The sequence below is a fragment of the Pseudonocardia asaccharolytica DSM 44247 = NBRC 16224 genome (assembly GCF_000423625.1).
Taxonomy (GTDB): Bacteria; Actinomycetota; Actinomycetes; order Mycobacteriales; family Pseudonocardiaceae; genus Pseudonocardia; species Pseudonocardia asaccharolytica.
This window is the reverse complement of the sequence record NZ_AUII01000007.1, coordinates 153,107-179,107: the sequence shown is the minus strand read 5'-3', so window position 1 is coordinate 179,107 and position 26,001 is coordinate 153,107. Positions and strand designations below refer to the sequence as shown.

The following is a 26,001-nucleotide window of genomic DNA, read 5'->3' as shown; positions in this document are numbered from 1 at the left end:
CGCAGACGTGGCCACCACGAACGACCTCAAGAACGGCTTGGTGCTCAACCTGGACGGTCAGCTCTGGTCCGTCCAGGCGTTCCAGCACGTGAAGCCGGGCAAGGGTGGCGCCTTCGTGCGCACCACCCTCAAGAACGTGATCACAGGCAAGACCGTCGACAAGACCTTCAACGCCGGCACCAAGGTCGACACCGCGACCGTCGACCGGCGCGACATGACCTACCTCTACCGCGACGGCAGCGAGTTCGTCTTCATGGACGGCGACACCTACGACCAGATCCCGGTGCCCGAGGAGACGGTCGGTGACGCCGCGAACTACCTGCTGGAGAACCAGACCGCGATGATCGCGATGCACGAGGGCGTGCCGCTGTACGTCGAGCTGCCGGCGTCCGTCGAGCTCGTCATCTCCCACACCGATCCCGGGCTGCAGGGCGACCGGTCCACCGGCGGCACCAAACCCGCCATCCTCGAGACGGGTGCGGAGATCCATGTTCCGCTGTTCGTCTCGACCGGCGAGAAGGTCAAGGTGGACACCCGCGACGGTCGTTACCTCGGCCGCGTCAGCGGTTGACGTGAGGGCACGGACCAAGGCACGCAAGCGCGCGCTGGACATCCTCTTCGAGTCCGAGGCGCGTGGGGACGCGCCGCTCGATGTCCTGGCGCACCGCCGGGAGACGGCCGACGCCCCGCCGGTCTCGGACTACGCCGCGATGCTCGTCGAGGGTGTCGTCGCGCACCAGGAACGGATCGACCAGCTGCTTGCCGAGCATGCCGAGGGCTGGACGGTCGCCCGGATGCCCGCCGTCGACCGTACTCTGCTGCGGATCGGGGTGTTCGAGCTGCTCTGGGTCGACGAGATCGACGATCCGGTCGCCATCACCGAGGCCGTGGAGCTGGCCCGGATGCTCTCCACGGACGATTCGCCGCGGTTCATCAACGGCGTGCTCGGGCGCATCGCCGATATCGGGGAGCACCTGCGCGCCGCCCGCTGAGCGTGATCCAGCGGGTGCCGGCGGCAACGCGCCCGCCGCCGTCCCGGCCCGCGCTCCCCGGGCCGTGAGGTCAGTCCGCCCGGTGCGCGGGCCGGGCCTCGGGCGGCAGTACGCCCCAGTCGATCAGCCGATCGGTCAGCTCACCCGGACTGGTGTCGTAGATGATCGCCAGCGAGCGCAGGTCCTCGGCGCGGATCGAGAGCACCTTGCCGTTGTAGTCGCCGCGTTGGCTCTGGATGGCGGCGGCGTACCGGGCCAGCGGCCCCACGTTGTCGGCCGGCAGCTGCTGCAACCGCTCGAGATTGATGACGATCTTCGTCGCAGGCTCCGAACCGGACGGCACCCGGCCCTCGGGTAGCAGCTCGGCGACCGGCACGCCGTAGAAATCGGCGAGCTCGGCCAGCTTCTGGACGGTCACCGCCCGGTCGCCGCGCTCGTATGAGCCGACGACGACCGCCTTCCACCGCCCCCCCGACTTCTGTTCGACACCGTGTAAGGACAGCCCCTGCTGCTGCCGGATGGCCCGGAGCTTGCTCCCAAGCGCCTTGGCGTAGTCGCCCATCTGGCGATCCCCTCACTTCTGGTCGTACGGTCGCGGCCCCGACGTCCGTGTGCTCTCGTCATGGTCGAGCCGACGCCCCCGGGCCCGCCGACTTCCTGCTCCCGGCTGGTCCCCCCGCTGCCGCGACCATCCGTGAGCCAGCTGATCAATACGGAGAGTAATCATGCGCCTGCCGCGTCGGTGGGTCAAGCTCGCTCGGCGCCCCATGCTGTAGAGCGAGGTATCTCCACTCGAACGGCTGATCGAGGCACCCGTTTCGGCGGTATTCAACCGTGGACGACCGCCTGCCGGGCCACCATGTGTGATCCTGGCGATTCCCGGCGGGATCGACCCCGTACACCCGCGTCGACGCTGCTAGCGTGACCGCACACCATCCTTTAAACCCGTCCGGTGAGGCGGGGAAGGAGCGAGCCTCGTGGCCGACGACCGCCGCGGGGACGGGGGTGGCGCGAGCAGCGGTGTTTCCGACCGCGAGCTGCTCAACGCCGCCGATGTCGCCCGCATCATCGCGCGCATCGCGCATCAGATCATCGAGAAGACCGCGGGCGGCGAGGAGGTCGTCCTCATCGGCATCCCGACCCGCGGCACCGTTCTGGCCCGCAGGCTCGCCGCCGCGATCGCCGAGTTCAGCGGCACCGCGCCGGCGGTCGGCTGGCTGGATCCCACGCTGTACCGCGACGACCTGCGCCGCAAGCCGGCCCGCGCGCTCGAGGACACCGAGGTGCCCGAGGGCGGGCTCGACGACCGGCTCGTCGTGCTCGTCGACGACGTGCTGATGTCCGGGCGCACCGTCCGCGCCGCGCTCGACGCGCTGGCCGACCACGGCAGGCCGCGCGCGGTCCAGCTCGCCGTCCTGGTCGACCGCGGCCATCGCGAGCTGCCGATCCGCGCCGACTACGTGGGCAAGAACGTGCCGACCGCGCGCCGCGAGCAGATCCTGGTGTTCCTCGACGAGATCGACGGCGCCGACGGCGTCGCCCTGCGACGGGAAGCGGGCGCGTGAAGCATCTGCTGAGCGTCACCGACCTCGACGCCGCCGCCGCGACGGCGCTGCTGGACACCGCCGACCGGCTCAAGCAGGCGCTGCTGGGCCGCGAGGTCCGCAAGCTCCCCACGCTGCGCGGCCGCACCGTCATCACGATGTTCTACGAGGACTCCACCCGTACCAGGGTGTCCTTCGAGGTCGCGGGCAAGTGGATGAGCGCCGACACGGTCAACGTCAGCGCGAAGGGATCCTCGGTGGGCAAGGGAGAGTCGCTGCGCGACACCGCCCTGACCCTCGCGGCGATGGGCGCGGACTGCGTGATCGTCCGGCACCCCGCCTCCGGTGCCGCGCATCGGCTCGCCGCCTGGGCCGACCGGGACCGGGCCGCCACCGGCACCGACACCTGCATCGTCAACGCCGGCGACGGCACCCATGAGCACCCCACGCAGGCGCTGCTCGACGCGGCCACGCTGCGCGACCGGCTCGGCTCGGTCGCCGGGCGGCGGATCGGCATCGTCGGCGACGTGCTGCACAGCCGGGTCGCCCGGTCGAACGTGTTCCTGCTGGCCACCCTGGGCGCCGACGTCGTCCTCGTCGCGCCGCCGACGCTGCTGCCGGTCGGGGTGCAGCAGTGGCCGTGCCGGATCTCGCACGAGATCGACGCCGAGCTGTCCACCCTCGATGCGGTGATGACCCTGCGCGTGCAGGCCGAGCGGATGCGCGGCGCGTTCTTCCCGTCGGCTCGCGAGTACGCGATCGGCTACGGGCTGTCCGACGAACGGGCAGCAGCGCTGCCCCAGCACGCCGTCGTGCTGCATCCGGGCCCGATGGTGCGCGGCATGGAGATCGCGCCCTCGGTGGCCGACTCGGCGCGCTCGGCGATCCTGGCCCAGGTCCGCAACGGCGTGCATGTGCGGATGGCCGTCCTCTACCACCTGCTCGCGGGGGCACCCGAATGACCACCGTGTCCCCGCCGGCGCCGCCGCCGGTGCCCCCGCCCCCACCCACCCCCCGTTGCAGCATGGTGGCTTTGCTCCGGTCCGACCGGAGCAAAGCCACCATGCTACGGACCGGAACGGAGTGCTCGTGCCCGACCTGTTGATCCGCAACGCCCGCCCGTACGGCGAGGACGCCGTCGACGTGCTGATCGGGAACGGCGTCATCGCCGAGATCGGCAGCGGTCTCACCGCGTCCGACGGCGCCGAGACCCTCGACGCCGCCGGGCTGGTGCTGCTGCCCGGCTTCGTCGACCTGCACGTGCACCTGCGCGAGCCCGGCGGCGAGGAGTCCGAGACCATCGAGACGGGTTCGCGCGCCGCGGCGCTGGGCGGGTTCACCGCCGTGTTCGCGATGCCCAACACCAACCCGGTGGCCGACACCGAGGTCGTCGTCGAGCACGTGCACCGGCGCGGCGCCGAGGTCGGGCTCGTCGACGTGCACCCGGTCGGCGCGGTCACCGTCGGGCTGGAGGGCACGAAGCTCGCCGAGCTCGGAAGCATGGCGCGCTCGCGTGCACAGGTCAGGATGTTCTCCGACGACGGCCGGTGCGTGAACGACCCGCTGATCATGCGCCGGGCGCTGGAGTACGCCTCGGCCCTCGGGGTCGTGATCGCCCAGCACGCCGAGGACCATCGGCTGACGGCCGGGGCGCAGGCCCACGAGGGGGTCGTCGCCTCCCGGCTGGGCCTGGCCGGCTGGCCGGCCGCCGCCGAGGAGACGATCGTCGCCCGTGACTGTGCCCTGGCCAGGGACACGGACGCGGCGCTGCACGTCTGCCACGTCTCCTCGGCCCACACCATCGAGGTGCTGCGGGCGGCCAAGGCGGCGGGCATCCGGGTGTCCGCGGAGGTCACCCCGCATCACCTCCTGCTCACCGATGCGGCGCTGACCAGTTACGACCCGGTCCACAAGGTCAACCCGCCGCTGCGCACGGCCGCCGACACCAAGGCGATGCGCGAGGCGCTGGCCGAGGGCGTCCTCGACGTCGTGGCCACCGATCACGCCCCGCATGCCGCGCAGTACAAGGACACCGAGTGGGCCGCGGCGCGGCCCGGGATGCTCGGGCTGCAGACGGCGCTGTCGGTGCTGGTCGCCGCGTGCGTCGAGCCCGGGCTGCTCGACTGGCACGGCGTGGCCCGGGTGCTGTCGCAGCGGCCCGCGGAGATCACCGGGCTGTCCGACCATGGCCGCCCGATCGCGGTGGGGGAGCCGGCGAACTTGACGGTCATCGACCCGGACGCCCAGTGGACCGTGCGGGGCGCGGCCATGGCGAGCATCGCGGCGAACACCCCGTACGAGGGAATGCGGCTGCCGGGCAGGGTGGTGGCGACGGTGCTGCGCGGCCGGGTCACCGCGCGCGACGGGAAGGTGCACCAGTCATGAGTCGTCCCGCGCTGCTGGTTCTCGAGGACGGACGGATCTTCCGGGGCGAGGCCTACGGTGCGATGGGGGAGACCCTCGGCGAGGCCGTCTTCACCACCGCGATGACCGGCTACCAGGAGACTCTGACCGATCCGTCCTACCACCGCCAGATCGTGGTGCAGACCGCGCCGCAGATCGGCAACACCGGGTGGAACGACGAGGACGACGAGTCGAACCGGATCCACGTCGCGGGCTACGCGGTGCGTGGCCCCGCGCGCAGGCCGTCGAGCTGGCGGTCGCGCCGCTCGCTGGACGATGTGCTCACCGAGGAGGGCATCGTCGGCGTCGCGGGGATCGACACCCGCGCGCTCGTCCGGCATCTGCGCGAACGCGGCGCGATGCGGGCCGGGATCTTCTCCGGCCCCGCGCTCGTGGCCAACGGGGCCCCCGCCGCGGATGACCAACTGCTCGAGCAGGTGCTGGCGAGCCCGCCGATGGCCGGCGCCAGCCTCTACGGCGCGGTCACCACCCGCGAGCCCTACGTCGTCCCCGCCGTCGGGGAGAAGCGGTTCACGGTCGCGGCCCTCGACCTCGGGATCAAGCAGAGCACCCCGCGGATGCTCGCCGTCCGCGGCGTCGAGGTGCACGTGCTGCCGGCCTCGAGCTCGATCGAGGACGTGCTGGCGCTCGACGCCGACGGGGTCTTCCTCTCCAACGGCCCCGGCGACCCCGCCGCCTCCGACGAACCGGTCGAGCTGACCCGTCAGGCGCTTCAGCGGCGGATCCCGCTGTTCGGCATCTGCTTCGGCAACCAGATCCTCGGCCGCGCCCTGGGCCGTGGGACCTACAAGATGCGCTACGGCCACCGCGGCATCAACATCCCGGTCGTCGAACACGCCACCGGCCGGGTGGCGATCACCTCGCAGAACCACGGGTTCGCGGTTGAGGGGGAGGCGGGGGAACGGTTCGACACCCCGTTCGGCCCGGCCCAGATCACCCATACCTGCGCCAACGACGGCACCGTGGAAGGCCTTGCGGGGCTTGAGGTTCCCGCGTTCAGCGTGCAGTACCACCCCGAGGCCGCGGCGGGCCCGCACGACGCCACCGACCTGTTCGATCGATTCGTCGCGCTGATGGCCGAACGGCCGACCGGCGGACGGCACCGACTCATCGAGGAGGGCGCCTGATGGCCCGTCGCGAGGACATCCGGCACGTCATGGTGATCGGTTCGGGACCGATCGTCATCGGGCAGGCCTGCGAGTTCGACTATTCCGGAACCCAGGCCTGCCGGGTGTTGCAGGCCGAGGGCATCCGGGTCTCGCTGGTCAACTCCAACCCGGCGACGATCATGACGGACCCCGAGTTCGCCGACGCCACCTACGTCGAGCCGATCACGCCCGAGTTCGTCGAGCAGATCATCGCGGCCGAGCGGCCGGACGCGCTGCTGGCCACCCTGGGCGGGCAGACCGCGCTCAACACGGCGGTCGCGCTGCACGAGAAGGGGGTGCTGGCCCGCTACGGCGTGGAGCTGATCGGCGCGGACATCGACGCCATCCAGCGCGGCGAGGACCGGCTGAAGTTCAAGGAGGTCGTGCAGGCCGTCGGCGGTGACGTGCCGCGCTCGGCGGTCTGCCACTCCATGGCCGAGGTGCACGCCGCGGTCGCCGAGCTCGGACTTCCTGTGGTCATCCGGCCCTCGTTCACGATGGGTGGGCTCGGCTCCGGGATGGCGCACACCGACGAGGACCTGGAGCGGCTGGCCGGCGGCGGGCTCGCCGCCTCGCCGGTGCACGAGGTGCTGATCGAGGAGTCGGTGCTCGGCTGGAAGGAGTACGAGCTCGAGCTGATGCGAGACGCCGCGGACAACGCCGTCGTCGTCTGCTCCATCGAGAACCTCGACCCGATGGGCGTGCACACCGGGGACTCGATCACCGTCGCCCCGGCGATGACCCTGACCGACCGCGAGTACCAGCGGATGCGCGACCTGGGCATCGCGGTGCTGCGCGCGGTCGGTGTCGACACCGGCGGGTGCAACATCCAGTTCGCGATCCACCCCGACACCGGCCGGATGGTCGTGATCGAGATGAACCCGCGCGTCTCCCGGTCGAGCGCGCTGGCGTCGAAGGCGACCGGCTTCCCGATCGCCAAGATCGCGGCCAAGCTCGCGATCGGCTACACCCTCGACGAGATCCGCAACGACATCACCGGGGAGACCCCGGCGGCGTTCGAACCGACGCTCGACTACGTCGTGGTGAAGGTGCCGCGGTTCGCGTTCGAGAAGTTCCCGGGCGCCGACCCCGAGCTGACCACGACGATGAAGAGCGTCGGGGAGGCGATGGCGCTGGGCCGCTCGTTCCCCGAGGCGCTGGGCAAGGCCCTGCGCTCGATGGAGACCTCCAGGGCCGGCTTCTGGACCGCCCCCGACCCCGCCGAGCCGGTCGATCTCGCCCTCCCCACCGACGGCCGGATCTACGCCGTCGAGCGGGCGCTGCGCGGGGGCGCGACGGTCGACGAGGTGGCGGCCCGCTCGGGCATCGACCCGTGGTTCCTCGACCAGATCGCCCAGCTCGTGGATCTGCGGGCGGAGATCGTGGCGGCCCAGGTGCTCGAGGAGGGGTTGCTGCGCCGGGCCAAGCGAGCGGGGCTGTCGGACCGGCAGATCGCCGCGCTGCGGCCCGAGCTCGCCGGCGAAGACGGGGTGCGGGTGCTGCGCCACCGGCTGGGCATCCGGCCGGTGTACAAGACCGTCGACACCTGCGCCGCCGAGTTCGCCGCGCGCACGCCCTACCACTACAGCGCCTACGAGACCGACCCCGCCGCCGAGTCCGAGATCGCCCCGCAGACCGAGAAGCCGAAGGTGATCATCCTCGGCTCCGGGCCCAACCGGATCGGGCAGGGCATCGAGTTCGACTACTCGTGCGTGCACGCGGTGATGGCGCTGCGCTCAGCTCCTGACAACAACGGGGCCGGGTTCGAGACCGTCATGGTCAACTGCAACCCGGAGACGGTCTCGACCGACTACGACACCGCCGACCGGCTCTACTTCGAGCCGCTGACGTTCGAGGACGTGCTCGAGGTCGTGCACGCCGAGCAGCAGTCCGGGACGGTCGCAGGTGTGATCGTGCAGCTCGGCGGGCAGACCCCGCTGGGGCTGGCGCAGCGGCTGACCGCCGCGGGCGTCCCGGTCGTGGGCACCTCCGCGGCGGCGATCGACCTCGCCGAGGACCGCGGGGCGTTCGGGGAGGTGCTGCGTCGCGCGGACCTGCCCGCGCCCGCGTTCGGCACCGCGACGAGCTACGAGCAGGCCCGCGAGATCGCCGAGCGGATCGGCTACCCGGTGCTCGTGCGGCCGTCCTACGTGCTCGGCGGGCGCGGTATGGAGATCGTCTACGACGACGCGTCGCTGGCCGGCTACATCAGCAGGGCGACCGCGATCAGTCCCGAGCGGCCGGTGCTGGTCGACCGGTTCCTCGACGACGCCGTGGAGATCGACGTCGACGCGCTGTGCGACGGCACCGAGGTCTACCTCGGCGGGGTGATGGAGCACATCGAGGAGGCCGGGGTGCACTCGGGCGACTCGTGTTGCACGCTGCCGCCGATCACGCTCGGTCGCTCGGTGCTCGCGGCCGTCCGCCGCTCCACCGAGGCGATCGCGCAGGGCGTCGGGGTGCGCGGCCTGCTGAACGTGCAGTATGCGCTGCACGGCGAGACGCTCTACGTGCTGGAGGCCAACCCGCGGGCGTCGCGGACGGTGCCGTTCGTGTCGAAGGCGACGGCCGTGCCGCTGGCCAAGGCCGCGGCCCGGATCATGCTCGGGGCCACGATCGGCCAGCTGCGCGCCGAGGGGCTGCTGCCCGCGACCGGGGACGGCGGCGAGCTCTCCCTCGACGCGCCGGTCGCGGTCAAGGAGGCCGTGCTGCCGTTCAACCGGTTCCGCACCCCCAGCGGGCAGGGCGTCGACCCGCTGCTGGGACCGGAGATGAAGTCGACCGGCGAGGTCATGGGCATCGACGCCGCGTTCGGCCCGGCGTTCGCCAAGTCGCAGGCCGCGGCCTACGGATCGCTTCCGGTCAAGGGACGGGTCTTCGTCTCGCTGGCCGACCGGGACAAACGGGCCATGGTGTTCCCGGTGCGGCGGCTCGCCGACCTGGGCTTCGAGGTGCTCGCCACCGAGGGCACCGCCGACGTGCTGCGCCGCCATGGCATCGCGGCCACCGTGGTGCGCAAGCACTCCGAGCGGGAGGCCGGCGAGACGATCGTCGACCGGATCCTCGCCGGGGACGTCGACGCCATCGTCAACACCCCGTACGGCAACTCCGGCCCGCGGGTGGACGGGTATGAGATCCGCGCGGCCGCGGTGTCGCGCGGCGTGCCGTGCATGACCACCGTGCAGGGGGCGGCGGCCGCGGTGCAGGGCATCGAGGCGCTGATCAAGGGCAGCCTCGGGGTCCGCTCGCTGCAGGACGCCCACCGGGCGCTGCGCAAGGCCCGCTCGTGACGCCGCGCTCGTTCGGCCATCGGCTGGTCGCCGCGGTGGACGCGCACGGGCCGCTGTGCGTGGGGATCGACCCGCATCCGGGGCTGCTGGCCGCCTGGGGGCTGGCCGACGACGCCGCCGGGCTGGAGCGGTTCGCGATGACCGCCCTGGAGGCCCTCGCCGGGTACGTCGCGGTGGTCAAGCCGCAGTCGGCATTCTTCGAGCGACACGGCTCGGCGGGTATCGCGGTCCTGGAACGGCTGCTGGCGGCGACGGCGGGCACGTCCACGCTCAGCCTGCTCGACGTCAAGCGCGGCGACATCGGCTCGACGATGGACGGCTACGCCGACGCCTACCTTCGCGTCGGCGCCCCGCTGGGCGCGGACGCGGTCACCCTCTCGCCGTATCTCGGTCTCGGCTCGCTCGCTCCGGCGCTGCGGGCCGCGGCCGAGGCGGGCCGCGGGGTGTTCGTGCTGGCCCGGACCTCCAACCCGGAGGGGGCCGAGGTGCAGCTCGCGGACCGGGACGGCCGGTCGGTCGCGCAGGTCGTCGTCGACGGTGTCGCCGGGCTCAATGCCGGCACGACGCCGCTCGGCGACGTCGGCGTGGTCGTCGGCGCCACCGCCGACCACGGGCTCGCCCTCGGCGGGCTCAACGGGGCCGTGCTCGCGCCCGGGGTCGGTGCCCAGGGCGCGGCTCCCGGTGACGTTGCCGCGCGATTCGCGGGCGTCTGCGGGCTGGTGCTGCCCACGGCGTCGCGTTCGGTGCTGCGGGCCGGCCCCGATCCGGCCGCGGTGCGCGCGGCCGCCCAGGCGCTGCGCGACGAGGTGCACCGCGCGCAGCTCGCAACCGGACCGTCGGGGGGCGGGTGGTCATGCCGCGATTCGGGTAAGGCCAGGGGCGCGCGACCGCGAAAGCCACTGGTGGACCCCAGTTGACGGCCCTCGGGAGCGGCTGAGTACGTTCGTTCGGGACTCAGCGGGAAACCCCGCTGCGTTCGAGGATTCACCCGACGTTTGCACGACCGAAAGATCACCACCGAAAGACGGAGGAGACCGTGGCCCTTCCCCAGCTGACCGAGGAACAGCGAGCAGCCGCGCTGGAGAAGGCCGCGGCGGCCCGCCGGGCTCGGGCAGAGCTGAAGGACCGGCTCAAGCGCGGCGGAACGACGCTCCAGGAGGTGCTGACCCAGTCCGACTCCGACGAGGTGCTCGGGAAGATGAAGGTGTCGGCGCTGCTGGAGGCGATGCCCGGCGTGGGCAAGGTCCGTGCCGCGCAGATCATGGAGCGGCTGGAGATCGCGCCGAGCCGGCGGTTGCGCGGTCTCGGCGACCGGCAGCGGAAGGCACTGCTGGCCGAGTTCGACCAGTGAGCGGCGGGGCGAGCGAGCCATCGGACGTCAGCGGTTCCCGGACCACGTCGAGCCTCGGCGGGGCTGCGTGACCGGTGGCTCCACCCCGCCCGATCCACCCCGTGGCCGGCTGGTCGTGCTGGCCGGCCCCTCGGGGGTAGGGAAGAGCAGCGTCGTCGCGCTGTTGCGCGCGGCACTTCCCGAGTTGCACTTCAGCGTGTCCGCGACGACCCGGCCGCCCCGCACCGGCGAGGTCGACGGCCGCGACTACCGGTTCGTCTCCTCCTCGGAGTTCGACCAGCTCATCGCCAGGGACGAGCTGCTCGAACATGCCGAGATCCACGGGGGGCTGCAGCGTTCCGGAACGCTGCGGGCCCCGATCGAACGTGAGCTCGCGGCGGGGCACCCGGTGCTCGCGGAGGTCGATCTGCAGGGTGCCCGGGCCATCAAGAAGGCGCTCCCGGAGGCCGTGACGGTGTTCCTGGAGCCGCCGTCGTTCGACGAGCTGGCCCGGCGGCTGGCCACCCGCGGCACCGAGTCGCCGGCCCAGCTGGAGCGACGGCTGGAGACCGCCCGCGTGGAGCTGGCGGCGCGTGACGAGTTCGATGTGGCCGTCGTCAGCGACGACCTGCGGTCGGTCGTCGCACGATTGGTAGAATTGCTGGTCGACAGCGCCTCGTCGCCGGGCGCGAACCCCGATCTCTCTTCTCAGGAGTCTCTCCAGTGAGCATGCCGCTGACCGGCGCGGTTGCCGGTTTTACGCCCGAGGGCATCACCAACCCCCCGATCGACGAGTTGCTGGACAAGGTGTCGTCGAAGTACGCACTCGTCATCTACGCGGCCAAACGTGCCCGCCAGATCAACGACTATTACTCGCAGCTGGGTGAAGGCCTGCTCGAGTACGTCGGTCCGCTCGTCGAGCCGGGCCCGCGCGAGAAGCCGCTCTCGATCGCCATGCGGGAGATCCAGGCCGGCCTGCTCGAGCACGTCGAGGGCGAGTAGCCCTCGTGGCCGGCGCCCGGGTTCTCCTGGGAGTCGCCGGGGGCATCGCCGCCTACAAAAGCGCCGAGCTCCTGCGGCGGCTCACCGAGTCCGGTCATCTCGTCCGGGTGCTGCCGACGGCCTCGGCGCTGGAGTTCGTCGGCGCCGCGACCTTCGAGGCGTTGTCCGGCCAGCCGGTACATACCGGCGTCTTCGCCGATGTACCCGCGGTGCCGCACGTGAAGCTCGGCCAGGAGGCCGACCTGCTCGTCGTCGCTCCGGCTACCGCGGACCTGTTGGCCAGGGCCGCGCACGGACGCGCCGACGACCTGCTCACCGCCGCCCTGCTCACGGCCCGATGCCCGGTGGTGTTCGCGCCGGCGATGCACACCGAGATGTGGGAGCATCCGGCGACCCGGGACAACGTGGCGTTGCTGCGGTCCCGGGGTCCCGTCGTGCTCGAGCCGGCGTCCGGGCGCCTGACCGGCAAGGACACCGGCCCCGGCCGGCTGCCCGAACCCGCCGAGATCGCCGAGCTGGCGCGGCTGCTGCTGGAGCGCCCCGACGCGCTGCCCCGTGACCTCGAAGGTCGTCGGGTGGTCGTCTCGGCGGGGGGCCCCCGCGAGCCGCTCGATCCGGTGCGTTTCCTCGGTAACCGCTCCTCCGGCCGGCAGGGCTATGCCCTGGCGAGGGTGGCCGCCCAGCGCGGCGCGTCGGTGACCCTGGTGGCCGCGCACACCGCGGATCTGGGGGACCCGGCCGCCGTCGAGGTCGTGCGGGTCGGCTCGGCCGCGCAGCTGCGTGAGGCCATGCACGCGACGGTGAAGGGCGCGGACGCGGTGGTGATGGCCGCGGCGGTGGCCGACTTTCGTCCCGCAGCGCTCGCCCAGAGCAAGATCAAGAAAAGCGGGGCGGAGCCGGATCCGCTGGCGCTGGCGAAGAATCCGGACATCCTCGTGGAGCTGGTCAAGGCCAGGGAGCCGGGTCAGGTCATCGTGGGGTTCGCCGCCGAGACCGGTGACGCGTCGGGCGACGCGCTGCACCACGGGCGGGAGAAGCTGGCACGTAAGGGGTGCGATCTGCTCGTCGTCAACGTCGTCGGCGACGGGCAGGCGTTCGAGGTACCCGACAACGCGGGCTGGCTGCTCGGCGCCGACGGCACCGAGACCGAGCTCGCCCGCGGTTCGAAGGCCCTGCTGGCGTCGCGGATCTGGGACGCTGTTCACACCCGCCTGTGAGTGCGTAACAGTGTTCTAACACTGTTACGCACTCACAGGCGGTCGCTGTCAGCGGACCAGCCCGCCGACGGGCGACGGGGCCGGCTGCGGCTCGGCGGGCGGCTCGGCCTCGTCGGCCGACGGCGCCTCGGTCGGGGCGGGGCGCGCCGGCTCGCTGGTCGGGGCCGCGGGCCGGTTCGGCCCGGCGGTGGGCTCCGGCGCGGGCTGGGGGTTGGGCCCGGCGGTGGGCTCCGGGGCGGTGTGCGGATTGCGGCTGGCGGTCGGGGCGGCGTGGCCCCGGTCGGAACCCGCCGCCGGGGCGCTCGTCGGCGGGTTCCCGGGCGCGGTGCGGGCGGCGCGGTTGGTCGACACGTACTGCTCGGCCGACCATCCGTGCAGGTTCGTGAGGTGGACGAAGCCGTTGCGCCGCTCGCCGACGGTCACCTCGGTGCCGCGCTCGCACACCGCGACGATGCGGGCGGTCGGGCTCGGTTCCGCGCGCACGTTGACGTTGTCGGTGCACTGGCCCTGCTCGGCCGCCGAGGCCGTTCCGGCGGCCAGCGCCATCACGGTGGCCGCGCCGACCGCGACCAGCCCGCCGACGACAGCGGCCGCACGGCCCGGTCGTTGCAACCCGTTCATCCCGGGAAACCTCCGTTCGATGTGGACGTCACCAGGCCCAACGAGCGCATCCGTTACCGATTCGCTACCAGCGCGGACATCACCGGAAACGGTGACAATCCGGCCGCATTGCCGCCTCCTCATCACATTCAGTGACGGCACGAGGGGGCGGCAGTCGATCGGAACCCCCGCGCGGTCGACTAGGCTCGCCGCGCGGAGAGCATCCGAATGGGATGGCATGGGATGGAGAGGTGCGTGGGGAATCTGGGTCGGCGGTTGTTCACCAGCGAGTCGGTGACCGAGGGACACCCGGACAAGATGTGCGACGCGATCAGCGACTCCATCCTGGACGCGCTGCTCGAGCAGGACCCGCGGAGCCGCGTCGCGATCGAGACCCTGGTCACGACGGGTCAGGTGCACGTCGCGGGGGAGGTCACCACCACCGGGTACGCCGATATCCCGACCCTGGTGCGCGACAAGATCCTCGAGATCGGCTACGACTCCTCGGCCAAGGGCTTCGACGGGAACTCCTGCGGGGTCAACGTCGCGATCGGGGGGCAGTCGGCCGACATCGCCCAGGGCGTGGACACTGCGTACGAGGCCCGCGTCGAGGCGCTGCAGGACGAGCTCGCCCGGCAGGGCGCGGGCGACCAGGGCCTGATGTTCGGCTACGCCAACACCGACACCCCGGAACTGCTGCCGTTGCCGATCGCGCTCGCGCACCGGATGGCGCGGCGGCTGGCCGAGGTCCGGAAGGCCGGCGCGGTGCCCTACCTGCGTCCGGACGGCAAGACGCAGGTGACGATCGAGTACGACGGCGATCGGGCCGTGCGGGTCGACACCGTCGTGGTCTCCAGCCAGCACGCCGCCGATATCGACCTCGACGCGATGCTGGCTCCCGATATCCGCGAGCACGTCGTGGCGCCGGAGCTGGATCGGGTCGGGCTCGACACCACCGAGATGCGGCTGCTGGTCAACCCGACCGGCCGGTTCGTCGTCGGCGGGCCGATGGGCGACGCCGGGCTGACCGGCCGGAAGATCATTGTCGACACCTACGGCGGATTCGCCCGGCACGGTGGGGGCGCGTTCTCCGGCAAGGACCCCTCGAAGGTCGACCGCTCGGCGGCGTACGCGATGCGCTGGGTGGCCAAGAACGCGGTCGCGGCGGGCCTGACCGACCGCATCGAGGTCCAGGTCGCCTACGCCATCGGCAAGGCCGCCCCGGTGGGCCTGTTCGTCGAGACCTTCGGCACCGAGCGCGTCGACCCCGCCAAGATCCAGTCGGCCATCACCGAGGTCTTCGACCTGCGTCCGGCGGCGATCATCCGCGACCTCGACCTGCTCCGCCCGATCTACGCGCAGACCGCCGCCTACGGTCATTTCGGCCGCACCGACGTCGAGCTGCCGTGGGAGAGCCTCGGGCGCGCGGACACGCTGAAGGCCGCCGCCGGGCTATGAGCCGCGCAGGCCCGCGGTGCGCGGCTGCTGACTGTCGGGGACGGGTGCGACGCTGCCGGTGATCCGGTCGACCGGCGAGCGTGAGGAGGCGATGTGACGCGCGCGTCCCGCACCCGCGGCGAATGGCGGCAGGCCACGACGCTGCCCGTCGCCCGCGTCGCGGTGGACGTCCCGCTCGCCCATCTCGACCGGCCGTTCGACTACCGCGTTCCGGACCATCTCGACGAGGATGCGGTGCCCGGGGTGCGGCTGCGGGTCCGCTTCGCGGGCCGGCTGGTCGACGGCTACCTGCTCGAGCGGGTCGGCGCGTCCGGCCACGGCGGACGCCTGACCTGGATCGAGCGGGTCGTCTCGCCGGAGCCGGTGCTCACCGCCGAGGTCGCTGCGCTGTGCCGGGCCGTCGCCGACCGCACCGCGGGGCTGCTGTGCGACGTGCTGCGCCTGGCCGTCCCGCCGCGCCACGCCACGGCGGAGGCCGAGCCGCCCGCCCACCGCGAGGCGCCGTCCCTCGGCCCGGTCGATCGGTCCGGGTGGGCCCGCTATCCGCGCGGGCCTGCGTTGCTGCAGGCGCTGGAGGCGGGGCGCGCCGCGCATGCGGTGTGGCAGGCGCTGCCGGGGGAGGCGTGGGCCGCCCGGCTGGCGGAGGCGGCGGCCGCCGCGGCGGCCGGGGGGCGCGGCGCCCTGTTGGTGGTGCCCGGCCAGCGTGACGTGGACGCGCTGCAGGCGGCCTGCGCGGCGCGGGTCGGCGCCGACGGTGTCGTCGCGCTCACCGCCGACCTCGGCCCGGCCGAGCGCTACCGGCGGTGGCTGGCGGTGCGCCGCGGCGCGGTCCGGGTCGTGGTCGGAACCCGGGCCGCCGCGTTCGCGCCACTGCACGGCCTCGGCCTGCTCGCGATCTGGGACGACGGGGACGACCTGCACGCCGAGCCGCGCGCGCCGTATCCGCACGTGCGCGACGTCCTCGTGCTCCGGGCGCACGCCGCGGGCGCGGCGCTGGTGGTCGGCGGGACGGCGCGGACCGCGGAGGCGCAACTGCTGGTCGAGTCGGGGTGGGCCCGCGAGGTGGTGGCCGATCGGGCCACCGTCCGGGCCTCGATGCCCCGGGTCACCGCGATCGGAGAAACCGACGGCCAGCTCGCCCGGGATCCGCACTCGCGGGTGGCGCGGATGCCCGCGGTCGCGTTCGAGGCGGGCCGCGCGGCGCTCGCGGCCGGACGTCCGGTGCTGATCCAGGTGCCGCACGGCGGCTACCTGCCGTGGCTGGCCTGCGCCCGGTGCCGCGAGCCGGCGCGCTGCCGGCACTGCGCCGGACCGCTGGCCATCCCGGCCGGGCCGGAGCGCGGCGACGACGCTCCCGGGCTGCCGCAGTGCCGTTGGTGCGGCCGCGCCGAGCCGGGATTTCGCTGCGGGGCATGTGGTTCGCGGCGGCTGAGGGCCAGCGTCATCGGGTCGCGGCGCACCGCCGAGGAGCTCGGCCGGGCGTTCCCCGGCACCACCGTGCGGTCCTCCGGCGGCGGCGCGGCCGTGCTCGGCCGGGTCCGCGCGCAACCGGAGCTGGTGGTCGCCACCCCGGGCGCCGAACCGCCCGCCGACGGCGGGTACGGTGCCGCGCTGCTGGTCGACGGGTGGGCCATGCTCGCCCGGCCCGACCTGCGGGTCGCGGAGGAGACGCTGCGCCGGTGGCTCGCGGCCGCCGCCCTCGTCGTGTCGCATACCGAGGGCGGACGGGTGGTGGTGATGGCCGACTCGGCGCTGCCGACGGTGCAGGCGCTCGTCCGGTGGGACCCGGTGGGGCATGCGGCCACGGAACTGCGTTCCCGGGCCGAGGTCGGCTTCCCGCCCGCGGTGCGGATGGCCGCCGTCGAGGGCAGCGCGGGCGCGGTCGCGGAGGTGCTCGCCTCCGGCGAGATCGCCCGGCTGGCCGGGGTCGAGGTGCTTGGTCCCGTCGAGATCGGCCCCGGCATCGGCGCCGACCCCGAGAACGAGATGCGGGAGCGTGCGCTGCTGCGGGTCGCCCGGGCCGAGGGGCGGGCGCTGGCGGCGGCGCTGGCCGCCGCCCAGGCCGCCCGCACCGCGCGCAAGGCGTCCGAGCCGGTGCGGGTGCGGATGGACCCGCACGAGATCGGCTGAGCGGAGCGTGCGGAGCGAACCTCGGCACTGGGCACCAGGAACCCTCGACGGCCGGGCGGGTGCGTGATCGGCGGGGCCCGGCCGGGCCCGGCGCCCGTGGCAGAATCGATGTGTCGTCCGGATCGAGATGGTGTCCGTACCGACGTGTTGTCAGGCCCCGCATCGAGGAGATCTGTGTCCGTCCAGCCCGTCCGGCTCTTCGGCGACCCCGTGCTGCGCACCCCGGCGGAGGCGGTCACCACCTTCGACGCCGAACTGCGCAAGCTCGTCGCCGACCTGAACGACACCATGAACGCCGAGGGCGGGGCCGGCCTCGCCGCCCCACAGATCGGGGTGGGCCTGCGCGTGTTCACCTACGACACGGACGGCTTCTCCGGGCATCTGGTCAACCCGAGCTTCGACGCCGTCGGTGACGAGGAGCAGCGCGGGCCGGAAGGCTGCCTCTCGATCCCCGGGCTGCGCTGGGACTGCCGCCGGCACCTGCACGTCGTCGCGCGCGGCTGGAACATGCACGGCGAACCGGTCACGGTCGAGGGCAGTGAGCTGCTGGCCCGCTGCATCCAGCACGAGACCGACCACCTCGACGGGGTGCTGTTCATCGACCGGCTGGACCCGCAGACCCGCAAGCAGGCGATGGCCGAGATCCGCGCCGCCCGGTGGTTCGGCCGGCCGGAACCGGTGGTGAAGGTCAGTCCACACCCGATGTTCGGGAAGGCGCGCTAGTGCGGCTGCTGTTCGCCGGCACCCCGGAACCGGCGGTGCCGTCCCTGCGGGCGCTGCTCGACTCGCCCCGTCACACCATCGTCGGCGTGCTGACCAGGCCCGACGCCCCGGCCGGTCGCGGCCGCAAGCTGATGCGTTCCCCGGTCGGCGCGCTCGCCGACGAGGCCGGCGTCCCGGTGTTCACCCCGCCCACCCCGTCCGACCCGGAGTTCCTCGACGCCCTGCGCGAGCTCACCCCGGATTGCTGCCCGGTGGTGGCCTACGGGGCGCTGGTGCCGAGGGCGGCCCTGGAGTTCCCGGCGCACGGCTGGGTCAACCTGCACTTCTCGCTGCTGCCGGCCTGGCGCGGGGCGGCGCCGGTACAGGCCGCGATCCGGCACGGCGACGACATCACCGGGGCCACCACGTTCCGGCTCGAAGAGGGCCTGGACACCGGCCCGCTCTACGGAGTCGTCACCGAGACCGTGGGAGACACCGACACGGCAGGCGCGCTGCTGGGGCGGCTCGCGGTGTCCGGCGCACGGTTGCTCGCGGCCACCATGGACGGCATCGAGGACGGCACCGTGGTGGCCCGCCCGCAGTCGGCCGACGGCGTCTCGCACGCGCCGAAGGTGACCGTCGCCGACGCCCGCGTCGAATGGTCGGCGCCGGCCGCGGTGACCGACCGGCTCGTCCGGTCCGTCACCCCGGAGCCGGGCGCCTGGACCGTCTTCCGCGACGAACGTCTGGGGCTCGGCCCGGTCCGGCCGATCCGCACCGGCCAGGTCGTGCTCAAACCCGGGGAGCTGCGGGCCGAGAAGCGCCGGGTGCTGGTCGGTACCGCGACCGTGCCCGTCGAGCTGGGCGAAGTCCGGCCGAGGGGCAGGCGGGCGATGCCGGCTCCCGACTGGGCTCGCGGGGCGCGTACCGAGCCGGGTGAGGTGCTGACATGACGGCCACCGGCGTCGCGGCGGGGACCCGATGAGCGCACACCAGCCGCGCGGGGACGGACGGCTGCCGCGCCGGGGACGTCCTGCCCGACGGCACACCCCGGGGCCGCCACGCGGACGGCACGGCCCGTCGCGCCCGCCCGAGGTCGACCCCGCCCGCCAGGCTGCCCTGGAGCTGCTGACCGCTGTCCGGGAGCGCGACGCCTACGCCAACCTGGCGTTGCCGACGATCCTGCGCCGCCACCGGCTGCGCGACCGCGACGCCGCGCTGGCCACCGAGCTCGGCTACGGGACGCTGCGTACCCAGGGCCTGCTCGACGCGGTCATCGAAGCCTGCACCGACCGACCGATGAGCCACGTCGAGGCCCCGTTGCTCGACGCCCTGCGACTCGGCACCTACCAGCTGCTGCGTACCCGGATCCCGCCGCATGCCGCGGTCGACACCACCGTCGATCTCGTGCGGAGCACGGCAGGCTCCCGGTCGGCCGGGTTCGTCAACGCGATCCTGCGCCGGATCGGCCAGCGCGACGAGGCCGCCTGGGTGGCCGAGCTCGCGCCGCCGGCCCAGGAGGACGCCATCGGGCACGCGGCGTTCACCCACGCCCATCCGCGCTGGATCGCCCAGGCCTTCGCGGACGCGCTCGGCCCGGCCGGCCCGGCGGAGCTCGACGCCGCGCTGGCGGCCGACGACGCCCGTCCCGTGGTGCACCTGCTCGCCCGGCCGGGGGAGATCACCGCCGAGGAGCTCGCCTCGGCCTGCGGCGGCGGGCCCGCGCCCTATTCGCCCTACGGCGTTCACCTCGAGCCGGGAACCGGCGAGATCGGCGAGCTGGGCGCGGTCGCCGAGGGGCTCGCCCTCGTCCAGGACGAGGGCAGCCAGCTCGTCGCGCTCGGGCTGGCGCGCGCCGCGCTGGAGGGCCCCGACGGGGGCCGCTGGCTCGACCTGTGCGCGGGTCCCGGCGGCAAGGCCGCGCTGTTGGGCGGGCTCGTCGCGCTCGACGGGGGCAGCCTCGACGCGGTGGAGCGGTCCGAGCACCGGGCCGGGCTGGTTCGCCGGGCCGTCGACGGGTTGCCGGTCATCGTGCATGTCGCCGACGGGCGGGAGGCGCCGCTGCCGGTCGGCGGGTACGACCGCGTGCTGGTCGACGCCCCGTGCACCGGGCTCGGCGCGTTGCGCCGGCGGCCCGAGGCGCGCTGGCGGCGCCGGCCCGAGGATGTGCCCGAGCTCGCCAAGCTGCAGCGCGAGCTGCTCGGCGCCGCGCTGCGCCATGTCCGCCCTGGCGGGGTAGTGGCGTACGTCACGTGCTCGCCGCATCTCGCGGAGACCGTCGGGGTGGTGACCGGGGTGCTGCGGCGCCGCGACGACGTCGAACACCTGGATGCGCGTGCCGTTCTGCCCGGCGTCGGAGATCTCGGCCCGGGCCCTTCGGTGCAGCTCTGGCCGCATCGGCACGGAACGGACGCGATGTTCCTCGCGCTGCTGCGGCGTACCGGCTGATCATCGCGGTGCCGCCGGGCGGGGCCGGGGGTGGGAATGTCCCGCCCGCGGCAGGGGTGGACGGGCGCATCGCGGTCCCCGGAGGCGCAGTAACCTGCCTGACGTGCACCCTCTGATCGCCCCGAGCATCCTGTCGGCCGACTTCGCCCGGTTGGCCGATGAGGCCGACGCGGTCACCGGGCCTCAGGGCGAGGGCGCCGACTGGCTGCACGTCGATGTGATGGACGCGCATTTCGTGCCGAACCTGACCATCGGGCTGCCGGTCGTCGAGTCGTTGCTCAGGGCGACCGCAGTGCCGCTCGACTGCCACCTCATGATCGAGGATCCGGACCGCTGGGCCCCGGGCTACGCCGAGGCGGGTGCGTACAACGTCACCGTGCACGTCGAGGCGGCGGAGGACCCGGTCATGCTGGCCAAGAACCTGCGCGCGGCCGGCGCGATGGCGGGCCTCTCGCTGAAGCCCGGCACCCCCCTCGAGGACCATCTCGACGTCCTGCGGCACTACGACACCCTGCTGGTGATGAGCGTCGAGCCCGGTTTCGGCGGGCAGAGCTTCCTCCCGCACGTCCTCGACAAGGTGCGCACCGCGCGGCGGCTCGTCGACACCGGACACCTGCGGCTGCTCGTCGAGATCGACGGCGGCGTCAACGCCGACACCATCGAGGCGGCCGCCGAGGCCGGGGTCGACTGCTTCGTGGCCGGCTCCGCGGTGTACTCCGCCGAAGACCCCGGCCGCGCCGTGCGGGAGCTGCGCGCGCAGGTGCTGCGCGCCGCCCCGCACCGGTGGGTGACATGACCAGGTCGGCGGGGGCCCAGCTCCCCGAGGCCGCACCGTCGGCTGGGCCGGCGGTCGGGGCAGGTCTGGTCGACCCGCGGATCGAGGACGCGATGCGCCGCGCCCTGGCCGCGTCCGCCCAGGTGCATGGCACGACCAGCCCCAACCCCCCGGTCGGCTGCGTCATCCTCGACGCGGACGGCAACGTCGCCGGGGTGGGGGCGACCGCCCCGCCCGGCGGTCCGCACGCCGAGATCGTCGCGCTGGGCCAGGCGGGGGAGCGGGCCGTGGGCGGCGCCGCCGTGGTCTCCCTCGAACCGTGCGCGCACCACGGGCGCACCCCGCCGTGCACCGCTGCGCTGATCGGCGCGGGTATCGCCACGGTCTACGCCGCGGTGCCCGACCCCAATCCGCTCGCCGCGGGTGGCGCCGCCGCGCTGCGCGAGGCCGGTGTCGCGGTCACGATCGGTCCGCTCACCGACGAGGCCGCATGCGGTCCGCTGCGCGCGTGGTTGCACGCGATGCGGACCGGGCGGCCGCATGTCACCTGGAAGTTCGCCGCCACCCTCGACGGCCGCAGCGCCGCCGTCGACGGGACCAGCCGGTGGATCACCGGCCGCGAGGCGCGGTCGCAGGTCCACGCGGTGCGCGCCACCGCCGACGCGATCATCGTCGGGACCGGTACGGCGCTGGCCGACAACCCGGCCCTGACCGCCCGCCGCCCCGACGGAACCGCACACGCGCACCAGCCGCTGCGGGTGGTCGTCGGGCATCGCGACCTGCCCCGCGGCGCCCGGCTCGACGCCCCCGACGTCCTGCACCTGCGCAGCCACGACCCCGACGTGGTGCTGGCCGAGCTGAGCCGGCGCGGCGTCATCGAGGCGCTGCTGGAGGGCGGTCCCCGGCTGGCGGGCGCCTTCCTGGCCGCGGGCCGCGTGGATCGGGTGCTGGCGTTCGTGGCTCCGGCGTTGTTGGGTGCAGGTCCGGCCGCGCTCGCCGAGGCCGGGGTGGGCACGATCGGCGACATCCGGCGGTTGCAGGTGGACGCGGTCCATCGGGTCGGTGCCGACGTCCTTATCGACGCCCGCCCGCTGCAGAAGGGAACGCGATAGATGTTCACCGGGATCGTGGAGGAGGTCGGCGAGATCGTCGATGTCCGGCAGGACGACGAGGTGGTGGTGCTGACCGTGCGCGGACCGAAGGTCTCCGCGGACGCGGCGCACGGCGACTCGATCGCGGTGAACGGCTGTTGCCTCACGGTCATCGACGACGAGGGCGTCTCCGGTGACCAGTTCCGTGTGGAAGTGGTGCCGGAGACCCTGCGGCGCACCGCCCTCGGTTCGGTCGTGGCCGGGTCCAAGGTCAATTTGGAACGGGCGCTGCCGGCCGGTGGCCGGCTGGGCGGGCATATCGTGCAGGGGCACGTCGACGGGGTCGGCGTGCTGGTCAGTCGCACCCCGGGCGAGCGCAGCGACGAGGTGCGGTTCAGCCTGCCCGGAACGCTGTCGCGATATGTGGTGGAGAAGGGATCGATCGCGGTCGACGGGGTGTCGCTGACCGTCGCCGGCACCGATCCGGAGACCTTCACGGTGGCGCTGATCCCGACCACGCTCGCCGATACCACCCTCGGCACCCGCCGGCCGGGGGATACCGTCAATCTCGAGGTCGATATCGTCGCCAAGTACGTCGAGCGGTTGTCCGCCGACTATCTGGGCGGCTCGGGTGGGGAGGCTCGGATCCAGTGAGCAGTCTGGTCAACACACCGGTCGGCGCCGAGCCCCCGGAGCGCACACCGGTGGCGGAACGTGACTTCGTGAGCATCGAGCGCGCGGTTGCGGATCTCGCCGCGGGCAAGCCGGTGGTCGTGGTCGACGACGAGGACCGGGAGAACGAGGGCGACCTGATCTTCGCCGCCCAGAAGGCCACCCCGGAGCTGGTGTCGTTCACCGTGCGCTACACCTCCGGCTATGTGTGCGTGGCGCTCACCGAGGCCGAATGCGACCGGCTGGATCTGCCGCCGATGCACCACACCAACGCCGACAGCTTCCGCACCGCGTTCACCGTGACCGTCGACGCCAAGGACGGGATCACCACCGGGATCTCGGCCGCGGACCGGGCGCACACCATCCGGCTGCTGGCCGACCCGGCCACCCAGCCGGGGGATCTGGTCCGTCCCGGGCACGTGCTGCCGCTGCGGGCCCGCGAGGGCGGGGTGCTGCGCCGGCCGGGGCACACCGAGGCGGCGGTGGACCTGACCCGGCTCGCCGGGCTGGCGCCGGCCGGGGCGCTGTGCGAGATCGTGTCGCAGAAGAACGAGGGCGACATGGCCCGCGGCGACGAGCTGCGGGTGTTCGCCGCCGACCACGGGCTGGTCATGATCACCATCGCGGACCTGATCGCCTACCGGCGCCGGTTCGAGAAGCACGTGGTGCGGGTGGCGGCCGCGCGGATCCCGACCCGGCACGGGGAGTTCACCGCCTACGGCTACGACTCGTTGCTGGACGGGATCGAGCACATCGCGATGGTCGCCGGGGATGTGGGGACCCCGGCGGGCACCGGCGAGGACGTGCTGGTGCGGGTGCATTCGGAATGCCTGACCGGGGATGTGATGGGGTCGCTGCGGTGTGACTGCGGCCCGCAGCTGGAGGCCGCGCTGGAGGCGGTGGCCGCCGAGGGCCGCGGGGTGGTGCTCTACATGCGCGGGCACGAGGGCCGCGGGATCGGCCTGCTGCACAAGCTGCAGGCCTACCAGCTGCAGGAGGCCGGGGCGGACACGGTGGACGCCAACCTGGCGATGGGGCTGCCCGCGGACGCCCGCGACTACGGCATCGGCGCGCAGATCCTGGCCGATCTCGGGGTGCGCAGCATGCGGTTGCTGACCAACAACCCGGCCAAGCGCGCCGGGTTGGAGGGCTACGGACTGACCATCACCGGACGGGTACCGATGCCGGTGCGCCCCACCCCGGAGAACCTGCGCTACCTGCGCACCAAGCGCGACCGCATGGGCCACGACCTGCCCGACCTCGAGACGAGCGGACCGACCGGCCTCGTCGACGGGGTCGGCCTGTGAGGGAACGCCCACGGCCAGGCAGGATGGCGGTATGAGTGGCGAGGGACGTCCGGTCGACATCCGCGATCTGCGCGATGCGGCCGGCCTGCGGATCGGGATCGCGGCCGCGAGCTGGCACGCCGAGGTGGCCGAGTCGTTGCTGGAGCGCGCGCTGGCCGTGGCGGAGAAGGTCGGCGCCGTTCCGACCGTCGCCAGGGTGGCCGGGACCGTCGAACTCCCCGTGGTCTGCCAGGAGCTCGCTCGCTCGCACGACGCCGTCGTCGCGCTCGGCGTGGTGGTGCGCGGCGGTACCCCGCATTTCGAGTACGTCTGCGACGCCGTCACCGCCGGCCTCACCCGGGTCGCCCTCGACGAGCGCACCCCGGTCGGCAACGGCGTCCTGACCTGTGACACGGCCGAGCAGGCCATCGATCGTTCCGGGCTGCCCGGCTCCGCGGAGGACAAGGGGGCCGAGGCGTGCACGGCGGCCCTGCATGCCGCGCTGGTGCTGCGCGGGCTGCGGGAGATGCCGTGAGCACGCCCGCCGAGCCGGTCGTCGCGCGCCCGCGCCGGGTGCTGTGGGTGGCCGGGGTCGGTGCGGTGATCACGGTAGCGTTGTTCGTCGTCGTCGCCCTGCTGCTGCCGGCCAACCCGACGGGCGTGCATTTCCGGTTCGCCGACCAGGTGGCGATCGTGGTGATCGGTATGGCGATCGCGGGCGGCGTGCTGCTGCTGGCGCGGCCCCGGGTCCGCGCCGACGCCGACGGTATCGAGGTGCGCAACATCATCGTGACCCGGTACCTGCCCTGGGAACTGGTCGAGGCCGTAGCGTTCCCGGACGGCGCGTCCTGGGCGCGGCTGGATCTGCCCGACGACGAGTACCTGCCGGTGCTGGCCATCCAGGCCGCCGACGGTGGTTATGCGGTCGACCGCATCCGCAGGGTGCGGGCGCTGCACACCGCGGCACGCGCTCAGACGGACCACACCGACCCCGGGCGCTGAGCACCCGGCGCGTTCGTCGCGGCGCAGGTGCCGCTCGGCGCTACGCTCCGGGATCGGATCGGCCGCGTGGCGTTCCGCTCGGTAAGCATGACGCACAGTAACGAGCCCGGTACCCTGCTGGCCGCGGCCTGCCGGCGGAGTTCCGCCCGAGCTGTGAGGTGAATGGTGGCGATGGTGGTGGCCGAGCCGTCTGCGCCGAGGGCGGCGCGCGCACCCGACCGGCGTCCCCGCATCGTTCTGCTCGATGTGTTCGGGACCATGCTCCAGGTGACCGTGCTGCGGTCGCGGTTCGTCGACGTCGGCCGACCCGAACACGAGTGCGATCTGTTCTTCGCCCGCGCGCTGCGCAGCGGCATCGCGCTCACCCTCGCCGGGCCGACCCGGCCGTTCGTGCTGCATGCCCGGGAGGCGCTGCGCTCGACGACCGGTCACAACCTGTCCGAGGAGGCCCTCGACCACGTCCTGGACGGCCTCCACTCGCTCCCGCCGCACGCCGACGTCGAGCTCGCACTGGTCGGTCTTGCAAGGGCCAGGATCCCGGTGTACGCGTTCGGCTACGGCAGCACCGACGGCGTGGCGGCCGCGCTGGATCGCGCCGGGCTGCGCACCTACCTGCGGGGGATCGTCTCGACCGACGACGTCGGTGTGTTCCGGCCGGCGGCGCGGGCCTATCTGAGCGTGTGCCGGCAGTTGCACGCCGAGCCCGAGCGCACGGCCATGCTCAGCGTGCACAGCTGGGATGTGCACGGGGCACTGCGCACCGGGCTCGTCGGTGGCCTGGCGACCCGGCTGGAGGGCGGCGTCCCCGCGACGATCGACCCGCCGCACGCGCACGCCACCCGACTCGACGATCTCGTCGAGCGACTGATCGAGCTGCCCGCCTGATCCCC

General features: G+C 73.4%; 26 protein-coding genes. 24 read left to right on the top strand and 2 right to left on the bottom strand.

What is annotated here, in order from left to right; all coding sequences use genetic code 11:
* The first annotated feature begins 7 nt into the window (after nucleotides 1-7).
* A complete protein-coding gene (gene efp, locus G567_RS0110980; RefSeq protein ID WP_028930030.1) occupies nucleotides 8-571 on the top strand; it encodes an elongation factor P in 564 nt (187 codons plus the stop codon).
* Between the two features lies 1 nt (nucleotide 572).
* Nucleotides 573-992, top strand: a complete 420-nt coding sequence (nusB, locus tag G567_RS0110975; protein WP_028930029.1) for a transcription antitermination factor NusB — start codon at nucleotides 573-575, stop codon at nucleotides 990-992.
* A 70-nt stretch (nucleotides 993-1,062) separates the two neighbouring features.
* Here nusB and bldD read toward each other — a convergent pair whose 3' ends face one another.
* Nucleotides 1,063-1,554: a transcriptional regulator BldD gene (bldD, locus tag G567_RS0110970; RefSeq protein WP_028930028.1), complete on the bottom strand. Its 492-nt coding sequence runs from the start codon at nucleotides 1,552-1,554 to the stop codon at nucleotides 1,063-1,065.
* Between the two features lie 415 nt (nucleotides 1,555-1,969).
* Between bldD and pyrR the strand changes: the two genes are divergently transcribed.
* From pyrR to coaBC, 10 genes are all read left to right on the top strand, one after another.
* The gene (gene pyrR / locus G567_RS0110965) at nucleotides 1,970-2,557 is read left to right on the top strand and encodes a bifunctional pyr operon transcriptional regulator/uracil phosphoribosyltransferase PyrR (protein WP_028930027.1); all 588 of its coding nucleotides are present in this window, start codon (nucleotides 1,970-1,972) and stop codon (nucleotides 2,555-2,557) included.
* On the top strand, nucleotides 2,554-3,498 hold the full coding sequence (locus G567_RS0110960) for an aspartate carbamoyltransferase catalytic subunit (RefSeq protein WP_028930026.1): 945 nt from the start codon (nucleotides 2,554-2,556) through the stop codon (nucleotides 3,496-3,498). Before pyrR ends, G567_RS0110960 begins: the two co-directional genes overlap by 4 nt.
* 127 nt (nucleotides 3,499-3,625) lie before the next feature.
* On the top strand, nucleotides 3,626-4,921 hold the full coding sequence (locus G567_RS0110955) for a dihydroorotase (RefSeq protein ID WP_028930025.1): 1,296 nt from the start codon (nucleotides 3,626-3,628) through the stop codon (nucleotides 4,919-4,921).
* The gene (carA, locus tag G567_RS28125; protein ID WP_051232765.1) at nucleotides 4,918-6,087 is read left to right on the top strand and encodes a glutamine-hydrolyzing carbamoyl-phosphate synthase small subunit; all 1,170 of its coding nucleotides are present in this window, start codon (nucleotides 4,918-4,920) and stop codon (nucleotides 6,085-6,087) included. Before G567_RS0110955 ends, carA begins: the two co-directional genes overlap by 4 nt.
* The gene (carB, locus tag G567_RS0110945; RefSeq protein WP_028930024.1) at nucleotides 6,087-9,398 is read left to right on the top strand and encodes a carbamoyl-phosphate synthase large subunit; all 3,312 of its coding nucleotides are present in this window, start codon (nucleotides 6,087-6,089) and stop codon (nucleotides 9,396-9,398) included. The genes carA and carB overlap by 1 nt, the downstream gene beginning before the upstream one ends.
* The gene (gene pyrF / locus G567_RS28120; protein WP_084796049.1) at nucleotides 9,395-10,315 is read left to right on the top strand and encodes an orotidine-5'-phosphate decarboxylase; all 921 of its coding nucleotides are present in this window, start codon (nucleotides 9,395-9,397) and stop codon (nucleotides 10,313-10,315) included. The genes carB and pyrF overlap by 4 nt, the downstream gene beginning before the upstream one ends.
* A gap of 119 nt (nucleotides 10,316-10,434) precedes the next feature.
* Nucleotides 10,435-10,749, top strand: a complete 315-nt coding sequence (gene mihF, locus G567_RS0110935) for an integration host factor, actinobacterial type (RefSeq protein WP_028930023.1) — start codon at nucleotides 10,435-10,437, stop codon at nucleotides 10,747-10,749.
* A 67-nt stretch (nucleotides 10,750-10,816) separates the two neighbouring features.
* On the top strand, nucleotides 10,817-11,455 hold the full coding sequence (gene gmk / locus G567_RS0110930; RefSeq protein WP_028930022.1) for a guanylate kinase: 639 nt from the start codon (nucleotides 10,817-10,819) through the stop codon (nucleotides 11,453-11,455).
* Nucleotides 11,456-11,457: 2 nt separating this feature from the next.
* Nucleotides 11,458-11,730 carry a DNA-directed RNA polymerase subunit omega gene (gene rpoZ, locus G567_RS0110925; RefSeq protein ID WP_051232762.1) on the top strand — a complete coding sequence of 91 codons (273 nt, stop codon included), beginning with the start codon at nucleotides 11,458-11,460 and terminating at the stop codon, nucleotides 11,728-11,730.
* 5 nt (nucleotides 11,731-11,735) lie between these two features.
* Nucleotides 11,736-12,947 (top strand): bifunctional phosphopantothenoylcysteine decarboxylase/phosphopantothenate--cysteine ligase CoaBC, encoded by a 1,212-nt coding sequence (gene coaBC, locus G567_RS0110920; protein WP_028930020.1) that lies wholly within the window; start codon nucleotides 11,736-11,738, stop codon nucleotides 12,945-12,947.
* Nucleotides 12,948-12,995: 48 nt separating this feature from the next.
* On the opposite strand, the gene G567_RS34130 is transcribed toward coaBC, so the two are convergent.
* Nucleotides 12,996-13,568 (bottom strand): SH3 domain-containing protein, encoded by a 573-nt coding sequence (locus tag G567_RS34130; protein WP_028930019.1) that lies wholly within the window; start codon nucleotides 13,566-13,568, stop codon nucleotides 12,996-12,998.
* A gap of 234 nt (nucleotides 13,569-13,802) precedes the next feature.
* Here G567_RS34130 and metK point away from each other — a divergent pair, with 234 nt between their 5' ends.
* The 12 genes from metK (at nucleotide 13,803) to G567_RS0110855 (ending at nucleotide 25,996) form a co-directional block, all read left to right on the top strand.
* On the top strand, nucleotides 13,803-15,005 hold the full coding sequence (metK, locus tag G567_RS0110910; RefSeq protein WP_028930018.1) for a methionine adenosyltransferase: 1,203 nt from the start codon (nucleotides 13,803-13,805) through the stop codon (nucleotides 15,003-15,005).
* Nucleotides 15,006-15,098: 93 nt separating this feature from the next.
* Entirely contained in the window at nucleotides 15,099-17,135 is a 2,037-nt protein-coding gene (locus G567_RS0110905; RefSeq protein WP_028930017.1) for a primosomal protein N', read from the top strand.
* 174 nt (nucleotides 17,136-17,309) lie between these two features.
* Nucleotides 17,310-17,858 (top strand): peptide deformylase, encoded by a 549-nt coding sequence (def, locus tag G567_RS0110900; protein WP_028930016.1) that lies wholly within the window; start codon nucleotides 17,310-17,312, stop codon nucleotides 17,856-17,858.
* Nucleotides 17,858-18,790: a methionyl-tRNA formyltransferase gene (locus G567_RS0110895; protein ID WP_028930015.1), complete on the top strand. Its 933-nt coding sequence runs from the start codon at nucleotides 17,858-17,860 to the stop codon at nucleotides 18,788-18,790. The genes def and G567_RS0110895 overlap by 1 nt, the downstream gene beginning before the upstream one ends.
* 28 nt (nucleotides 18,791-18,818) lie before the next feature.
* Nucleotides 18,819-20,285, top strand: a complete 1,467-nt coding sequence (locus tag G567_RS0110890; protein ID WP_037056750.1) for an RsmB/NOP family class I SAM-dependent RNA methyltransferase — start codon at nucleotides 18,819-18,821, stop codon at nucleotides 20,283-20,285.
* A 112-nt stretch (nucleotides 20,286-20,397) separates the two neighbouring features.
* A complete protein-coding gene (gene rpe, locus G567_RS0110885; protein ID WP_186814177.1) occupies nucleotides 20,398-21,081 on the top strand; it encodes a ribulose-phosphate 3-epimerase in 684 nt (227 codons plus the stop codon).
* The gene (gene ribD / locus G567_RS0110880; RefSeq protein WP_084796047.1) at nucleotides 21,078-22,172 is read left to right on the top strand and encodes a bifunctional diaminohydroxyphosphoribosylaminopyrimidine deaminase/5-amino-6-(5-phosphoribosylamino)uracil reductase RibD; all 1,095 of its coding nucleotides are present in this window, start codon (nucleotides 21,078-21,080) and stop codon (nucleotides 22,170-22,172) included. The genes rpe and ribD overlap by 4 nt, the downstream gene beginning before the upstream one ends.
* Nucleotides 22,173-22,805 (top strand): riboflavin synthase, encoded by a 633-nt coding sequence (locus G567_RS0110875; RefSeq protein WP_028930011.1) that lies wholly within the window; start codon nucleotides 22,173-22,175, stop codon nucleotides 22,803-22,805. It begins immediately after the preceding gene.
* 50 nt (nucleotides 22,806-22,855) lie between these two features.
* The gene (locus G567_RS28115; RefSeq protein WP_281169662.1) at nucleotides 22,856-24,130 is read left to right on the top strand and encodes a bifunctional 3,4-dihydroxy-2-butanone-4-phosphate synthase/GTP cyclohydrolase II; all 1,275 of its coding nucleotides are present in this window, start codon (nucleotides 22,856-22,858) and stop codon (nucleotides 24,128-24,130) included.
* Between the two features lie 31 nt (nucleotides 24,131-24,161).
* On the top strand, nucleotides 24,162-24,644 hold the full coding sequence (gene ribH, locus G567_RS0110865; RefSeq protein ID WP_028930010.1) for a 6,7-dimethyl-8-ribityllumazine synthase: 483 nt from the start codon (nucleotides 24,162-24,164) through the stop codon (nucleotides 24,642-24,644).
* On the top strand, nucleotides 24,641-25,111 hold the full coding sequence (locus tag G567_RS0110860) for a PH domain-containing protein (protein WP_028930009.1): 471 nt from the start codon (nucleotides 24,641-24,643) through the stop codon (nucleotides 25,109-25,111). The genes ribH and G567_RS0110860 overlap by 4 nt, the downstream gene beginning before the upstream one ends.
* A 177-nt stretch (nucleotides 25,112-25,288) precedes the next feature.
* On the top strand, nucleotides 25,289-25,996 hold the full coding sequence (locus G567_RS0110855) for an HAD family hydrolase (protein ID WP_147200901.1): 708 nt from the start codon (nucleotides 25,289-25,291) through the stop codon (nucleotides 25,994-25,996).
* The last annotated feature ends 5 nt before the right edge of the window (nucleotides 25,997-26,001 follow it).

Excerpts from the sequence above, each read along its gene's own strand:
- bldD (WP_028930028.1), bottom strand. The coding sequence starts at position 1,554 with ATGGGCGACTACGCCAAGGCGCTTGGGAGCAAGCTCCGGGCCATCCGG.
- carA (WP_051232765.1), top strand. The coding sequence starts at position 4,918 with ATGAGTCGTCCCGCGCTGCTGGTTCTCGAGGACGGACGGATCTTCCGG.
- carB (WP_028930024.1), top strand. The coding sequence starts at position 6,087 with ATGGCCCGTCGCGAGGACATCCGGCACGTCATGGTGATCGGTTCGGGA.
- rpoZ (WP_051232762.1), top strand. The coding sequence starts at position 11,458 with ATGCCGCTGACCGGCGCGGTTGCCGGTTTTACGCCCGAGGGCATCACC.
- G567_RS34130 (WP_028930019.1), bottom strand. The coding sequence starts at position 13,568 with ATGAACGGGTTGCAACGACCGGGCCGTGCGGCCGCTGTCGTCGGCGGG.
- G567_RS0110890 (WP_037056750.1), top strand. The coding sequence starts at position 18,819 with ATGAGCGCACACCAGCCGCGCGGGGACGGACGGCTGCCGCGCCGGGGA.
- ribD (WP_084796047.1), top strand. The coding sequence starts at position 21,078 with ATGACCAGGTCGGCGGGGGCCCAGCTCCCCGAGGCCGCACCGTCGGCT.
- G567_RS0110875 (WP_028930011.1), top strand. The coding sequence starts at position 22,173 with ATGTTCACCGGGATCGTGGAGGAGGTCGGCGAGATCGTCGATGTCCGG.
- ribH (WP_028930010.1), top strand. The coding sequence starts at position 24,162 with ATGAGTGGCGAGGGACGTCCGGTCGACATCCGCGATCTGCGCGATGCG.